12 protein-coding genes are annotated in these 15691 nt (G+C 46.6%); 2 read left to right on the top strand and 10 right to left on the bottom strand.

Features of this window, described 5'->3' with window-relative positions:
- Window positions 1-113: 113 nt before the first annotated feature.
- Window positions 114-1778 carry a methyl-accepting chemotaxis protein gene (locus JOD82_RS25215; protein ID WP_029515425.1) on the bottom strand — a complete coding sequence of 555 codons (1665 nt, stop codon included), beginning with the start codon at window positions 1776-1778 and terminating at the stop codon, window positions 114-116.
- A 27-nt stretch (window positions 1779-1805) separates the two neighbouring features.
- Window positions 1806-2810 carry a BMP family lipoprotein gene (locus tag JOD82_RS25210; RefSeq protein WP_029515426.1) on the bottom strand — a complete coding sequence of 335 codons (1005 nt, stop codon included), beginning with the start codon at window positions 2808-2810 and terminating at the stop codon, window positions 1806-1808.
- A gap of 284 nt (window positions 2811-3094) precedes the next feature.
- On the opposite strand from JOD82_RS25210, the gene JOD82_RS25205 reads away from it, so the two are divergent.
- Window positions 3095-6271, top strand: coding sequence for a bifunctional cytochrome P450/NADPH--P450 reductase (locus JOD82_RS25205; RefSeq protein ID WP_209950165.1), 3177 nt, complete (start codon window positions 3095-3097; stop codon window positions 6269-6271).
- Between the two features lie 95 nt (window positions 6272-6366).
- Here JOD82_RS25205 and JOD82_RS25200 read toward each other — a convergent pair whose 3' ends face one another.
- The 4 genes from JOD82_RS25200 to JOD82_RS25185 all read right to left on the bottom strand — a co-directional run bounded on the left by JOD82_RS25200 (window position 6367) and on the right by JOD82_RS25185 (window position 9784).
- Entirely contained in the window at window positions 6367-6954 is a 588-nt protein-coding gene (locus JOD82_RS25200; RefSeq protein ID WP_029515428.1) for a restriction endonuclease, read from the bottom strand.
- Between the two features lie 175 nt (window positions 6955-7129).
- Entirely contained in the window at window positions 7130-8539 is a 1410-nt protein-coding gene (gene aspA / locus JOD82_RS25195) for an aspartate ammonia-lyase (RefSeq protein WP_029515429.1), read from the bottom strand.
- A gap of 200 nt (window positions 8540-8739) precedes the next feature.
- Window positions 8740-9270 (bottom strand): GNAT family N-acetyltransferase, encoded by a 531-nt coding sequence (locus JOD82_RS25190; RefSeq protein ID WP_165149868.1) that lies wholly within the window; start codon window positions 9268-9270, stop codon window positions 8740-8742.
- Between the two features lie 112 nt (window positions 9271-9382).
- Entirely contained in the window at window positions 9383-9784 is a 402-nt protein-coding gene (locus tag JOD82_RS25185) for a VOC family protein (protein ID WP_209950164.1), read from the bottom strand.
- Window positions 9785-10180: 396 nt separating this feature from the next.
- On the opposite strand from JOD82_RS25185, the gene JOD82_RS25180 reads away from it, so the two are divergent.
- Complete coding sequence (locus tag JOD82_RS25180; protein WP_209950163.1) at window positions 10181-11344, top strand: aminotransferase A; 1164 nt, start codon at window positions 10181-10183, stop codon at window positions 11342-11344.
- 512 nt (window positions 11345-11856) lie between these two features.
- On the opposite strand, the gene JOD82_RS25175 is transcribed toward JOD82_RS25180, so the two are convergent.
- From JOD82_RS25175 to JOD82_RS25160, 4 genes are read right to left on the bottom strand one after another with little or no spacing between them, the layout of a single operon-like run.
- On the bottom strand, window positions 11857-12930 hold the full coding sequence (locus JOD82_RS25175; protein ID WP_069010414.1) for an ABC transporter substrate-binding protein: 1074 nt from the start codon (window positions 12928-12930) through the stop codon (window positions 11857-11859).
- A complete protein-coding gene (locus JOD82_RS25170) occupies window positions 12927-13748 on the bottom strand; it encodes an ABC transporter permease (RefSeq protein WP_013311255.1) in 822 nt (273 codons plus the stop codon). The genes JOD82_RS25175 and JOD82_RS25170 overlap by 4 nt, the downstream gene beginning before the upstream one ends.
- Complete coding sequence (locus JOD82_RS25165) at window positions 13738-14550, bottom strand: ABC transporter permease (protein ID WP_023989586.1); 813 nt, start codon at window positions 14548-14550, stop codon at window positions 13738-13740. Before JOD82_RS25165 ends, JOD82_RS25170 begins: the two co-directional genes overlap by 11 nt.
- Window positions 14540-15649: an ABC transporter ATP-binding protein gene (locus JOD82_RS25160; RefSeq protein ID WP_029515434.1), complete on the bottom strand. Its 1110-nt coding sequence runs from the start codon at window positions 15647-15649 to the stop codon at window positions 14540-14542. Before JOD82_RS25160 ends, JOD82_RS25165 begins: the two co-directional genes overlap by 11 nt.
- Between the last annotated feature and the right edge of the window lie 42 nt (window positions 15650-15691).

Here is a 15691-nt window from a genome sequence, read left to right as displayed (position 1 = left end):
ATGAGTACATCATTAAAATAAAAAAAGAAGAAGTCTCCCTGTGTTAGGTAGAACTTCTTCTTTGGCTGCTTATATTCATTATTCAGCAAAAACAGATACTCGCTTCACAGGTTTTAGCTTGTCTTTTCCACCTGAAAACGATCCAGTTCCCGCTGCATTTCCTCGCGAATCTGACGAAGCTCTTTTACCTTCTCAGCCGATTCCTCAAATGAACGCTTCTGCTCTACCGTGGAAGCTGTAATCTCTTCGCTGCCTGCGGCGGATTGCTGAGTGATTGCGCTGATATTTTCGATAGCTTGCTGCACCTGTACGCTCAATTCTCGCGATACATTCATGTCCGTTGATAGCTTGCTGACTTGGCCGGCAATTTGCTGCACTTTGCCACTAATCTCTGTAAACGATTCTCCGGTCGAGGAGGTTGCCTTCTCCTGCTCACGGAACAGCTCCTGACTTTGCGCCACAGAAGTCTTCACTTTATCCATAGCCTGCGTAATACCGTCAACTGCGGTATAAATTTTCTTTACAGCAGACTCTGATTGATTCGCCAGCTTTTTCACTTCATTGGCAACCACAGCAAAACCTTTTCCTGCTTCACCCGCACGTGCAGCCTCAATAGAAGCATTCAAGGACAACAGCGATGTTTGGCTCGCAATTTCGGATACGTATCCAGTCATGGTTGTAATCTCGGCTGCATTAGCTTCCAGCTCCTTGACTGTCTGCTCCACTTCGGACATGGCTGAACGATTTTCTGCAACAATACGCAGTTGATCGCTCATGACCCGCGTACCCTGCTCAATGACACGCAAAGCATCCTCACTATACGCGGTCGATTGAGTGGTCTCCAGCAGATTCGATTCAAACTTTTGCTGCATCTCGTCCACAACACCAACTGTCGACGACAGATCCTCAGCAATTTTCTGACTGCCTATCGCCAGTTCCTCTGTTGACGTGCTGACTTGTGTCACAATTTCCTTCATGGCCTCATTATGGTGATCAATATCCCGAGCCATCAGATCGACACGATTACCCGCCTGATCAATGGAGAGTACAATGCTGCGCAAGTTCCCGATCATTACCCGGAAAGATTCATTGAGCTCGTCCAGCTCATCGCGTCCCTTCGTTTGTGCGAGCTGAACGGTCAGATTCCCCTCGGCAATTTGCTTTGCGGCATCCGTTAACTTACGTGTTCTAAGGGCAAGCTGCCTGGAGGTGTATGTATTATATAGCCCAACTGCCACCAGAAGTAAAACTGCACCTGCTAAGGCCAATTGCCAAGTAAAACGAATGCTCTTGGTCAAATCTTCTGTGTATTGGTCATAACGTGCCTTGGTCAGCAGATCCAGCATAAAAACATCGTTCTGAATCCCCTGGGCGCGCATGGCCTCCCGCTTGGACTCCGGACTGTTTTGGGTACTCATTGCTTTCTCCGTTGCTACTTTCAATTGGCTGAATTTTGTTTTAATCGTATTCAGTCGTTTTTGCTGTTCTTCGGTCTGCATCATGCCCTGTGAAAGCAAAGCAATCGTCTTTTCAGACTGAGTCAGTTGATTTTGCACATCAGCTTTGTTGCTCTCTGTCATGGAAGCAGAATAATTTTGCAACGCCTGTCCCGACTGAATCAAATAGGCATTGAGCTGCTGTACATTCAACATAGCCGGAACCAAATTACTACTTTGCGAGTTAATACGAATTAATTCAAAAATGATATATGCCACTAAAGCCAGACAAGCGATCAAGGAAATCATCGCATTCAGCACCAGTTTACCTTGCAGTTTCATCAGCTTTCATCCTCCGTTTGCGAAAATTTATTGGGTGGGAACAGTAAGTGTGCCGGATTTGATTTTTTCCTTTAAATCATCCAACAACTTTTGCTGATCCGGACTCAGTGTCACGACACGAATAGGCGCTAAACCTACGCCATCTTCTGCAAGACCAAACACCATATCCTTCTCCGTAAATTTTCTTTGATGATCTGCAAAGCCTTTGACTGCTGTATAAATTGCAATGTCTACATTTTTAAACATCGAGGTCACTACCGCCTTTTCCGCAATAAAAAACTGGTCGCTATCGACCCCGATGGCTAATTTTTGCTGTTTTTGCGCTTCCTGTAGCGCACCTACGCCCGTGAGACCTGCGGCTGCAAAGATAACATCAATCTGATCCTGATTAATCATGTCATCTGCAATTTTCGTACCCAGTTCCGGCTTTCCAAAATCTCCTGCATACGTTGCAGTAACTTTGGCATTAGGCTTGACTGATTGCACCCCTGCGCGGTACCCAATTTCAAATTTTTTCAACAGAGGAGATTCCGCACCTCCAAGAAAACCCACCTGTTCGGTGCGACTCGTCAAACCGGCAACGACCCCAGCCATAAAACTGCCCTCTTCTGCTTTGAAGCTAATAGAGGCCACATTCGGTAAATCTGATTTCTCATCCACGATTAAAAATTTACGGTCTGGGTATTTTTTGGCAATGGATTCCATACTGTCCTTCACCATATAACCCAACCCAATGATTAAATCCGCTTTTTCTTGAGCAAGCTGCTCAAAAGCCGCATCATACGTCTTGGTCTCCGTTATTTCCCGGTATTCAAAAACAATCTTCCCCTCATCCCGTGCCTTGACCAAACCTCGAAAAGCCGCGTCGCTGTAAGATTGGTCACCCAGACCAATATCTGACAGTACGATTCCCACCTTAATGGGTTCGGCCTTGGTTTGTACGTCTGATTGCCCACATGCACTTACCAATAATGCAAAGATCGTGACAATGGGAATCCACCTAAAAGTTAATAATAGAGCTCGTTTCTTCATGACATATCACCTCAACATAAAATGCAAATCCCCAACATCTTTATATCGGTTATAAAAGCATATTTTTTCATAAGAGTTTCTGTAAATTCATTGTTAATAGAAGTGTGATAAGTGTGATGTCTTTGTTTATTATGTAAAAAATGTATATTTTGCTTTGTTTTTATTATACGAACTGTCCAAATTCATTTATTTTCGTTTATACCGGAAGAATAAAGTGTAATTTGGAAAACATAGGTACTTTGAAACCATCACCCTATTTCAATCTGAAAGGAGCAACATTTAAAATGACTTCGACCCATTTAATTCCACAACCCAAAACATATGGTCCCTTAGGAAATCTGCCCTTGATTGATACACATGCCCCTGTCCAGTCTCTGGTTAAGCTTGCTAATGAGTACGGTCCCATCTTTCGCATGGATCTGCCTGAAGGAACGAACATTTATATTTCCGATCATAAGCTAGTGGCAGATGCTTGTGATGAATCCCGTTTCGATAAGCAGGTGTGGGCTCCCTTACAAAAAGTACGAGCTTTTGCCGGAGACGGACTATTCACAAGCTGGACTGAGGAACCGAACTGGCGCAAGGCCCATCAAATATTGCTACCAAGCTTCAGTCAGCGGGCTATGAAGGGTTACCACAATATGATGCTTGATCTTGCGGTTCAGCTGGTGCAGAAATGGTCTCGGCTCAATCCAGATGAAAGTGTAGAGGTACCGGAAGATATGACCCGGCTGACTTTGGATACCATCGGATTATGCGGCTTTAATTATCGTTTTAACAGCTTTTACCGCGACCAGCCCCATCCGTTCGTGACCAGTATGACACGCGCACTGGATGAAGCAATGGGTCAGTTGCAACGCCTCAATTTGCAAAACAAGCTGATGTTATCGAAGAAAAAACAGTTTAAACACGACATCGAAACGATGTTCTCTCTGGTGGACAGCATTATTCAAGAACGCAAAACCCTGGGCAACCAAGGTGAAGAGGATTTACTGGCACGTATGCTGGAAGGCAAGGACCCGGAAACAGGTGAAACGCTGGATGATGAAAATATCCGTTATCAGATCATCACCTTCCTCATCGCCGGTCATGAAACGACCAGTGGGCTTTTATCCTTTGCCATTTACTATTTGCTTAAAAATCCACGAACGCTAACCAAAGCCTATGAAGAAGTGGATCGCGTGCTCACCGATTCGCTGCCTTCCTATACTCAGGTGCGTGAGCTCAAGTACATAAGGATGATACTGAATGAAGCTCTGCGGCTATGGCCGACAGCGCCCGCCTTCTCGCTCTTCGCCAAAGAAGATACACTGCTCGACGGAACCTATCCGCTTAAAAAGGGCGACAGTGTAAATGTACTCATCCCGAAACTGCACCGTGATACCGAGGCTTGGGGTGAAGATGTTGAGGAATTTAGACCGGAACGCTTTGAGGACCCATCCGCCATTCCACAAGATGCCTATAAACCGTTTGGCAACGGTCAACGGGCCTGTATTGGACAACAGTTTGCCTTACAGGAGGCCACCCTTGTGCTGGGTATGGTACTGAAACATTTTGAGCTGATTGATCATACTCATTATGAGTTGAAAGTCAAAGAGACGCTCACACTCAAGCCTGAGGGCTTCACCATTCAAGTACGACCGCGTAGCACACAGACTGCCGTCATGCTGCCGGGTGCCGCTCAAGAACTTCATGAACAGGAGGAACAAAAAGTTGCAGCTCCTCATGCCGAAAAACATGATACTTCTTTGCTGTCTTTGTACGGCTCGAATCTGGGTACAGCTGAGGGACTTGCGGGTGAACTAGCCGATTTAGGTCGGAATTGGGGTTTTAACAGCAGCATAGCAACTCTGAATGATCGTGTGGACCATTTGCCTAAAGAAGGCGTGGTACTTATTACGACTGCATCTTATAACGGACATCCGCCGGATAATGCTGATGCCTTTGTAGAATGGTTGAAGCAGGTAGACGAGGGCCAACTGGCAGGCATAAGGTACGCTGTCTTTGGTTGCGGTGACCGGAATTGGGCCAGCACGTATCAGCGCATTCCAAGGATGATTGATGAGCTAATGGCTGCCAAAGGGGCAAAGCGACTGTATGATCGGGGCGAGGGCGACGCCAGTGGTGACTTCGAGAAGGATTGGGAAGTCTGGAATCGCGGCCTATGGCCGGAATTGCTGAATGCTTTCGGCATAGAGCACAGTGATACAGAACCACAGGACACCAGCAGTCTGAGCATAGAGTTTGTAAGCGACGTACTTAGCGCTCCTCTGGCGGCCAACTATGAGGCAACTACTGCCGTTGTTACCGCGAATCGTGAATTGCACGCTGCTGAAAGTGAACGCAGTACACGGCATCTGGAGATCCAATTACCAACCGGATTGTCCTATCGCGAGGGTGATCATCTGGGTGTTTTGCCGCGTAATCCTGCTTCGTTGGCGAATAGAGTAATGCAACGCTTTAAGTTACAGGATCAAGACTACATCGTATTGAGAGGCAGTGACCGGGATGCGGCGCATCTCCCCTTAGATCGGCCTGTCAGCGTAGGAGATTTGCTCACTCTCAGTGTGGAACTGCAAGAACCGGCAACGAGAGCCCAGCTACGGCAACTAGCATCCTTTACAGTGTGTCCACCGCACAAGAAAGAAATCGAAGCTTTGCTAGAGGATGCTACCTTTGATCAAGAAATACGACAGAAGCACGTCACGATGCTGGATATTCTGGAGAAGTATCCAGCCTGCGAGCTGCCATTTGAAAACTTTATCTCGCTGTTACCTCCACTCAAGCCTAGGTACTACTCCATCTCAAGCTCTCCGCTTGAATCGGAGAATTCAGCGAGTATAACCGTGGGCGTCGTGCGTGGACCAGCCCGTAGCGGACAGGGCGAATACCTGGGAATTTCCTCCAACTATTTGGCGCAGCTCCAACCAGATGATCCAATTGTCATTTTTGTGCGTAAGCCTCAGTCGGGCTTCCGTTTGCCGGAAGATCCGACGGTGCCTGTCATCATGGTCGGTCCAGGTACTGGAGTGGCACCATTCCGCGGATTCCTCCAAACCCGCCATGTACTTAAAGAAAGAGGGGAACAGCTCGGCGAGGCTCACCTATACTATGGCTGCCGTAATCCTAAGCTTGACTATCTGTACAAGCAAGAGCTGCAAGCCTGGGAGCAGGAAGGAATCGTTACGCTTCATACAGCCTTTTCACGTCTGCCCGATCAACCCAAAAGATACGTGCAGCATGTCATGAAAGAAGATGCGGACACTCTGATTCACTTACTTGATGAAGGAGCGCATCTATATGTATGCGGTGATGGTAGCCGGATGGCTCCCGATGTAGAAAACACCCTTTGTGCTGCTTACGCGGAAGCACACCATACCAGTAAAGAAGAAGCACAGCAATGGTTGGATCGTCTCCAACAGGAAAAACGCTATGCCAAGGATGTCTGGACAGGCATCTAATGATAACAGTATAAGAACAAGCACCATGTTAAAAAATAAAAGGGACTGATTACTGGCCTTCAAACTCGTCGCCAGTAGTTCAGTCCCTTTTATGATTATCTTTCACTCCATTTGGAAGCAATCACATCTACTTTACTTTCTAATAGGTCCATAACCTCCTCGCGGTGCCTAGCCTTGAATAAATCTATGATGTCGATCAAGTCGTTGCGATCTAATAATTTAACCCCGTTGACAGCAGCAAGTGTTTTACAAGATTCCGTATAACGGCCGGAGGTGATAACGATAGACTTGTCGGCCGCATAATAACGCATAGAGGTGTAAATTTCCTGTACTGCTCCCAAGCCCACCGGATGTTGTACGCCATAACGTTTGGCCTGTATGACAACTCTGACGCCTTCACGGTCTGTAAAAACCAGATCCGCTCCAAAATCCCGGCTACTGGTTGTTTTATAGATGTCCTTATAGCCAAGCGCGGATAATAACCGTTGCAAATAAAGCTCAAATTCCGAGCCATCCTCCATACGATCTATATCCTGAATTCCAATTTTGCGTGGGTCCAGATCACGTAAAATCCGATTTCTGCGACCGCGTATCAGTCCTCTGATGATGAGCGCAAACAACACTAAAAGTACAATGAGCCCTATTCCTAATTCCTTGTATGCCAATAATTTTTCTAGCAACATCCAACTCTCCCTTTTCTACCATAAGCGTAGCCGTATCATCCTTAACAGGGAACTCCCCTATGCACGCTGGCTCCCCTATTACATCTCTCTTTATCACATAACAATAGCCCCGCCAGATTCGACGGGGCTATCTTCGTCTTGCCTCAAAGCTGTCTAAATTCCATACTCCGCATCATTATTCGCGATTCAGCAAAGATTCTCCGGCAATACCAGGCTGAGTCATTTGGTACGGGTCCAATATAATGTCCAACTCTTCCTCGGTCAGTACATTATACAGCAGGCACAGCTCGCGCACCGATTTCCCCGTCGTAATTGCTTCGCGGGCAATGCGTGATACTACCTCATATCCAAGGTGGGGATTGAGTGCTGTAATAATACCTACACTGTTCTCCACATATTCACGGCACCGCTCCACATTTGCTTCAATTCCTTCTACACAATGTATACGGAAAACGTGGAAGCCCTGCTTCATAATTTCCAGCGATTGCAGCAGATTGTAGACAAGCACAGGCTCCATCACGTTCAGCTCCAGCTGACCCGCCTCTGAAGCCAGGCAGATCGTATGATCATTACCAATGACCTGAAAAGCAATTTGGTTAATGACCTCACACATCACCGGATTTACCTTACCTGGCATAATGGATGACCCTGGCTGACGAGCAGGCAGACTCAGTTCTCCCAGACCTGCACGAGGTCCGGAAGCCATTAAGCGGATGTCATTTGCCACCTTAGACATATTCATCATACAAATTTTCAAGGCGGCAGACACTTCGGTATAAGCATCCGTATTTTGTGTAGCATCTACAAGATTTTCGTCAGCTTCCACAGGGAAGCCACTGACGTCTGCCAGTACCTCTGCAACACGCTGAATATAACGACGGTCTGCATTCAGGCCAGTACCCACCGCAGTTGCACCCATATTAATCGTTAACAGGTGCTGTTTGGTCGCACGCACGCGTCCGATATCACGACCCAGCACACGCGCATAAGCCTGAAACTCCTGTCCTAATCGGATTGGCACTGCATCCTGCAAGTGGGTTCTACCCATCTTAATCACACTATCAAACTCATTGGCCTTGCGGGAAAATGCCTCCTGAAGCTCACTCATGGTATCCAACAGTTTATCAATCATGCTTAATACAGCCAAGTGTACGGCTGTAGGAAAAGCATCGTTCGTCGATTGCGCCATATTAACATGATTATTAGGACTGATCTCCTGATAATCTCCGCGTTGCTTGCCAATCAGCTCCAACGCGCGGTTCGCAATCACTTCATTTGTATTCATATTAATGGACGTGCCTGCGCCGCCCTGAATGGGATCGACGATGAAATGATCATGCAACTGTCCTTGTATAATCTCATCAGCAGCCTGAATAATGGCCTCTGCTTTGGGGCGGTGTAAACGGGTTAGTTCCATATTTACCGTCGCTGCTCCCTTTTTCACGATCGCCATGGCTTTAATCAACTCAGGGTGCAGTCGTTGGCCTGTAATTGGAAAATTTTCTTTTGCCCTCAGCGTTTGTACACCGTAATAGGCATCTAATGGTACTTCCTTGGTACCTAAAAAATCATGCTCCAACCTCATATTCTCTGATTCCTCCGCTGTGTTTGCTACGTTCTTCAATTCAGTACAGCCAAATTGACATAAAAAGACCTCTTCTGATCCCCTCTTCATTATACGTTCCGATTCCCGTGCTTTACCAGTCGAATAAACGCGGAAAAAGGTTATGTAATCCTATGACAAGTTATGATTACCCGTATATACCACGGTTATTCGGCAAATGCTCAGCTATGACTGGAATACGGATTTAATGGCTTATAATAATATCGAGTGGCATGCAGTTGACCATCGGCTGATTGAGCATAACCCGGAATAACACCAGCTTCCACGAACCCGATCGACTCGTATAGTCCATTGGAGGGATCACCCACCCGCGTATCTAGCACCAGTAACGTTCTATCCTGACTTAGTGCCTCTTCTTCCGCTGCCTTCATTAACTGACGTGCGATCCCAAGCCTGCGCCCGGACGGATGTACCATAAGCTTTGCAATTTCCGCACGATGAATAGCGTTAGCTTTTTGAGCCAAATGAAGCTGGACCGTCCCTACAGGTACTTCGTCCTTCTCGGCAATCCACAGAACTACGCCATCCTCAAGTACATTATTCCAATAAGCTGCTGCTTCCTGATAACCTAATGGAGGTAAGAAACCTATAGATGCACCGTCTGCAACCACGTCGATTAACAGTCGACTCAGTGAATCTGTCAGGGCTTCGTTCAGAGCTTGAACAGGGTAAACTCTCACTTCGTTAGACATTGTGATTCCTCCCGGTGAGTTCGATAACATACAATAAAGAAAGTAAACTATCTTTTTAGGATAGCTTACTTTCCATGGTACTTTGTTTACTACTTAATCACCCTTACTTCTATTACTGCTCTGCCATATAAAAGAACTCCCACAAATGACCATCCAAATCCTGAAAGCTCCATCCATACATAAAACCATGATCTTGAGGTTCATTCGAGGGCTGGCCGCCTGCTTCCAAAGCCTTGCGAACGATCTCGTTCACCTTTTCTCGGCTCTCCACCGATAGAGCAACAATCGCTTCTGTGCTTTTCGTGGCATCTGAAATTCCCTTTGTAGTGAACGCTTTAAAACGTTCTTCAACCAATAGCATGACAAAAATATGCTCACTAACAACCATGCAGGTTGCATGTTCATCAGTGAACTGAGCGTTAAATTCAAATCCAATTGTAGTGAAAAAATCAATGGAGTGCTGTAGGTTTTTAACTGGTAAATTCACAAAAATTTGTTTAGCTGTTACTCCCACGATGCTTCACCTCTTCATTCTACTTTATCATACGACTTCTCCACAAAAGATAACTTAACTACCTCACAAAGTCAATCAATCTGACATTTGCAATTAAACTAACAACTCTTACCTTGTCCCTTAGCTTGCTTTACACCAAGAATAGGCTTGTACAACAAAATGGCTTCAGATGTTTTTTCATCCTGATCCACTTGATCATCCACTCTTGGATTTAGAAGCTGTTCCCTTCCCCAATTTAGCCATGATTACGCTTACAAACATATCCTATATTTAAGATACCACAAATTAGCCAATTTAGTACTTAAATTATGTAAAAATGAATTCTTCTTGCCGTAGCATAATCAGATCATATTATTGTAAACTTGTTCTAATACAGAAAAAGGTGGCACACACGCTATGGAGCATTTGCTTAACGATCAGGTCAAAAATATTCAAATCAGCGGCATCCGCAAAATCGCAAATAAAGTTGCCGCATTACCCGGAACGCTCTCCTTAACGATTGGACAGCCGGATTTCCCTACCCCTGCGCATATTATGGAAGCTGCCCATCGGGCGATTGATGAAGGCCGGACCACTTATACACCTAATCCGGGACTGCCGGAATTACGAGAAGCCGCAGCGGCGTTTGTAGCCCGTAAATACGGCCTAAATTACCGTGGACAGGATGAGGTTATCGTAACGAACGGAGCCAGTGAAGCGCTGGATATTACCTTACGCACGATTTTGTCACCCGGTGATGAAGTCATTCTACCCGTGCCAATCTACCCAGGGTACGAGCCATTGATCCGTTTGTCAGGCGGCATTCCTGTGTTTGCCGATACCCGCAGTAGCGGATTCAAGCTCACAGCCGAGGTGCTGGAGCCTTATCTGACCGAACGGACAAAAGCAGTCATTCTCGGATATCCTTCGAATCCGACCGGGCGAGTGATGAGCCGCGAAGAACTGGAAGCGGTCGCCGATTTACTGAAGGAGCGCGATCTGTTTATCATTTCGGACGAAATATACAGCGAACTGATTTACGATCCCCCCCACGTGTCCATTGCAGCTCTTCCAGGTATGCGGGAGCGCACCATCGTCATTAACGGTCTGTCCAAATCACATTCCATGACGGGATGGCGTATTGGTTTTACACTTGCACCCGCTGAAATTACACAGCACATGGTCAAAGTCCATCAGTACAACGTGACCTGCGCTAGCTCAATTAGCCAATATGCAGCACTCGAAGCCCTGACCGTCGGGGTGGATGATGCACTTCCGATGCGCGAGGAGTACCGCCGACGTCGCGACTATGTACACGGAAGACTGACTGATATGGGAATTCCACTAGAGAAGCCTGAGGGAGCCTTTTATCTTTTCCCTTCCATCGCCCATTTTGGATTAAGCTCGATGGGTTTTACCTTGAAGCTGCTGGAAGAGCATGGAGTGGCTGTAGTACCTGGAGATGCCTTTTCTTCCTATGGCGAAGGATACGTTCGCTTGTCCTATGCTTACGGACAGGATGTGCTGGAGCAAGGATTGGATAAAATAGAGAAGTTTGTTAGAGGAATGGTGAGGGGTTAAGGTGGTTAGAGGCGCTACGCAGTCCATTTGATCTTCCGATCGCTGTTGCTGGGGGATTCTTGAATTGGATAAAACATTTATAGGTAAGAATCCCGCCACAAAAGCGAACGCTGCCGCTTCTCCAGATTCAAATGACCCGCTTCGCTCACTGCCCACCTTAAAGTCCCAAAATTCTCTAACGTGTGTGTGGAGCAGCAGGATAAAAGAATACTCACCGCTTTACACGGTGAGTAAACAGAATAGGCCTCTGAGGCACCCCTACGGGTGGCTCAGAGGCCTATTCTTCCACTACTCCCACGCGCTATCGGCGTAGGGATTCATGGGTGACTAGCTTTAAGCACGGTGCAGCGGAGGGGGCGGAATGGTACTGGACAAGCGAAGCGGTCGCCTTTAAATTCCGATTTCCACCTTTATGCGGTAATCATAAAAATCGGAATTTAACAGCGATGGTAAGCACCATCCGCCTCCGCAGCGACCTCTAAAGCGCAAACCTGAATCCTCACGCCACTCCCCTACTTTAAATGCATTTTGAATTGCAGGAACAATTCGTTGTAATGAGCGAGCATGCGCTTGCCCAGATTGTCGTACACTTCCAGCTTATCTGTAATGTCGGACGGAGGGTAAAAACGCTCGTCGCCAGAGATATCTTTAGGCAGCAATTTCTTTGCATCCTTGTTTGGCGTGGAGTATCCTACAAATTCGGCATTTTGAGCGGCTACATCGGGCTGCATCATGAAATTGATGAACTTATGGGCCGCATCCACATGGGTAGCGGTTTTTGGAATAACTATATTATCAAACCACAGGTTGGAACCTTCATCCGGCACGATGTAATCGAGCTTATCGTTCTCATCCATGATTTCAGACGCATCACCGGACCATACAACCCCGGCAGCAGCTTCCTCGTTTGCCAGCAGCATTTTAATCTCGTCACCAACAACCGCTTTGACATTGGGCGCTAATTTCTCCAACTTCGTCAAAGCCTGCTGCAAATGTGCCTCATTCGTATCATTCAAGGAATAGTGGAGACTGTTCAGCGACATGCCCATAATCTCCCTAGCTCCATCAACCAGCAACAGGTTATTACGTAGCTTCGGGTCCCATAGGCCATCCCAGCTATGAAAATCAATGCCTTTCGTCAGCTCCGGGTTAAACACAATCCCGACTGTACCCCAAAAATACGGAACCGAATATTGGTTATTCGGATCGAACGAAAGGTTTAGATAATGAGCATCTACATGCTTCAAATTCGGCAGCTTGCTATGGTCCAACGGGAGCAACAAGTGCTCCTGCTTCATTTTAGCCAAAGCATATTCTGAAGGAACCGCTACATCAAACGAAGTTCCTCCCTGCTCGATTTTCGTCAGCATCGCCTCATTGGAATCAAATGTCTGATAAATGACGGTAATTCCCGTCTCCTTCTGAAACCGTTCCAGCAGCTCAGGATCAATGTAGTCTCCCCAGTTGTACACCGTCAGTGTGTTGCCACCGGAGTAGCCTTGACTGGAATTAAGCCATGCAGCCACCCCCATCAGCCCAAACGAGATGATGAAAATCGACAGAAACACGCGCACAAGTGACTTCATCTAGGCACCCCCATTTCTGCCGCAGGCTCTTTTTTACCATTGCGATTCGCCTTGCGCATAATAAAGTAGTAGCCCACTACCAACAACACAGTAAATAGGAAAATGAGCGTGGACAGCGCATTGATGGACAAGGAAACCCCTTGCCGGGCACGTGAGTATATTTCCACCGATAAGGTCGAATAGCCACTACCTGTCACAAAAAAGGTCACCGCAAAATCATCCAGCGAGTACGTTAACGCCATAAAGAAGCCCGCATAAATCCCTGGCTTGATAAAGGGTAGAATCACCTTGGTCAGCACATCCATTCGGCTGGCACCCAAATCACGCGCGGCATCGACCAGAGATGGACTCATTTCCTGCAGCCGCGGCAAAATCATAATGACCGCAATCGGCACACTAAATGCAATATGGGACAATAAAACGGAGTAGAAACCCAGCTTAATCCCGACCATCGTGAACAAAATAAGGAAGGAAGCGCCAATAATGACGTCCGGGTTCACGATCAATACATTATTGAGCGATAGCAGCGTATTTTTGACTCGACGGTTCTGCATCTGATGAATAGCCAGCGCACCCATGATGCCAATAATGGTAGCCAATGCAGATGACAGCAAAGCAATCACCAAGGTGTTAATGACAATAATGATCAAGCGAGTGTCCGCAAACACCTCTTTGTAATATTGGAGTGTAAAACCTTCAAACTCATGCATCGTCCCTCCGCTGTTGAAGGAATAGTACATCAAATACAAAATAGGTGCATACAACACGAGAAAAACAATCACCAAATATATATTCCCGAATCGGTTTTTATTTACCATGCCGCACCCTCCGTTTCGTTCCCGAGGTGAGCAGCATAATGATCCCCATCGCCAAAATCAGGAACACGGCAACCGTAGAACCCATACCCCAATCCTGAGTAACCAGAAAATGCTGCTCTATCGCCGTCCCCAGTGTAATCACACGGTTACCTGCAATCAGACGGGTAATCATAAACAGCGACAATGCTGGAATAAACACAGCCATGCAACCAGATCGCACACCCGCAAGCGTTAACGGAAAAATAACCCTGCGAAACGCAGTCCACTTGGAGGCTCCCAAATCACGGGCTGCGTCCAGCAATGAAGGGTTTAACCCTTCCAACGCGTTATAGATGGGCAAAATCATAAAAGGCACAAAAATATAAACCGACACAAACACAAAGCTGGAGCTGGTAAATAATAATTGCTGACCTCCCAACCCAACCATACCTAACACCGCATTCACCGGACCATAGGTTCCGAAAATCCCAATAAAAGCATACGTTTTGAGTAACAGGTTAATCCATGTCGGCAAAATAATGAGCAACAGCCACAGTTGCTTATGCTTGGTGCGTGTGAGTAAATAGGCTGCCGGGTAAGCAACTAACAGTGAAAATACAGTGATCAGAAATGCATACCAAAACGAGCTAAGCGTCATGCTCAAATAAACAGGTGTCAGAAACTGAGCATAGTTGTTGAATGTGAGATGACCATCCACATCAAATAGTGAATAGTAAAACACAAGTACAACCGGAGCCGCCACAAACAGCACAATCCATAAATAATAAGGCAGCAGATACGCTGCTCTTGTATTACCGGACATGCTGATCCACCTCTTCATAGGCTTCCAGACGCCGATCAAATTCTTCCTCTGTTTCCCCGAACCGCATCACATGGATCGCTTCCGGGTCAAATCGCAGACCGATTTCACTGCCCAGCTCCGCCTTTTTGGTAGAATGCACGAGCCATTCCTGTCCCGAATCATCATAGCAGCTTATTTCATAGTGAACACCACGGAACAATTGGGTATCCACTTTTACACGCAGCTTGCCTTCAACAACACTCGTAATCTCCAGATCCTCCGGTCGGATCACGATTTCAATGGGCTCGTTCGGACGTAAGCCTCCGTCGACACATTCAAACTGTCGGCCGTTAAATTCCACTTGGTAATCCGCAATCATCCGTCCTGGGACAATATTGGATTCGCCGATGAAATCAGCAACAAACCGATTGATCGGCTCATCATAAATATCATTAGGCGTACCACTCTGCTCAATCTTACCTTTGTTCATGACAAAAATTTCGTCCGACATGGCCAGTGCTTCCTCCTGATCATGCGTAACGAAAATAAAGGTAATTCCAAGGCGCTGCTGCATTTCGCGCAAAATGTACTGCATTTCAGTACGCAGCTTTAAATCCAATGCAGACAACGGTTCATCCAACAAGAGAACGTCAGGCTCATTAACGATAGCCCGTGCGATGGCAACACGCTGACGCTGTCCTCCGGACATCTCAGAAATTTCCCGCTCGCCGTAGCCTTCCAGATTGACAAAGGACAACGCCTGTGTCACCTTCTCTTGGATGTCCTTTTTATTCATCTTTTTGATTCGCAGACCAAAGGCTACATTTTCAAACACATTCAGATGCGGAAATAGCGCATAATCTTGAAAAACCGTATTGACCTGCCGCTCATTGGCTGGAACACGATTAATGAGTTTTCCATTTAAATAAATAGAGCCTTCTGTCGGCTCCGCAAAACCTGCAATCATACGCAGAATCGTCGTTTTACCACAGCCGGAAGGCCCCAGCAGTGTATAAAATTTACCACGCTCAATTTCAAAGCTGACGTCCGCCAGCACTGGGGGATCGTTGTCATATTGCTTGGTCACCCGTTCAAATCGGATGATGGTTTGCTCTCCCATAACACCCTCCTTCAAAAATTCGACTTCATTCCATTTTATTAA

This window comes from Paenibacillus sp. 1182 (genome assembly GCF_017833915.1).
In the GTDB taxonomy this organism is placed as follows: Bacteria; Bacillota; Bacilli; order Paenibacillales; family Paenibacillaceae; genus Paenibacillus; species Paenibacillus polymyxa_D.
Note: the sequence above shows the minus strand (reverse complement) of the source record. Positions and strands in the feature narration are given on the sequence as shown.

Coding starts and splice junctions, on each gene's coding strand:
- JOD82_RS25180 (WP_209950163.1), top strand. CDS start 10,181: ATGGAGCATTTGCTTAACGATCAGGTCAAAAATATTCAAATCAGCGGC.
- JOD82_RS25215 (WP_029515425.1), bottom strand. CDS start 1,778: ATGAAACTGCAAGGTAAACTGGTGCTGAATGCGATGATTTCCTTGATC.
- aspA (WP_029515429.1), bottom strand. CDS start 8,539: ATGAGGTTGGAGCATGATTTTTTAGGTACCAAGGAAGTACCATTAGAT.
- JOD82_RS25165 (WP_023989586.1), bottom strand. CDS start 14,550: ATGTCCGGTAATACAAGAGCAGCGTATCTGCTGCCTTATTATTTATGG.
- JOD82_RS25190 (WP_165149868.1), bottom strand. CDS start 9,270: ATGTCTAACGAAGTGAGAGTTTACCCTGTTCAAGCTCTGAACGAAGCC.
- JOD82_RS25210 (WP_029515426.1), bottom strand. CDS start 2,810: ATGAAGAAACGAGCTCTATTATTAACTTTTAGGTGGATTCCCATTGTC.
- JOD82_RS25160 (WP_029515434.1), bottom strand. CDS start 15,649: ATGGGAGAGCAAACCATCATCCGATTTGAACGGGTGACCAAGCAATAT.
- JOD82_RS25200 (WP_029515428.1), bottom strand. CDS start 6,954: ATGTTGCTAGAAAAATTATTGGCATACAAGGAATTAGGAATAGGGCTC.
- JOD82_RS25170 (WP_013311255.1), bottom strand. CDS start 13,748: ATGGTAAATAAAAACCGATTCGGGAATATATATTTGGTGATTGTTTTT.
- JOD82_RS25205 (WP_209950165.1), top strand. CDS start 3,095: ATGACTTCGACCCATTTAATTCCACAACCCAAAACATATGGTCCCTTA.
- JOD82_RS25175 (WP_069010414.1), bottom strand. CDS start 12,930: ATGAAGTCACTTGTGCGCGTGTTTCTGTCGATTTTCATCATCTCGTTT.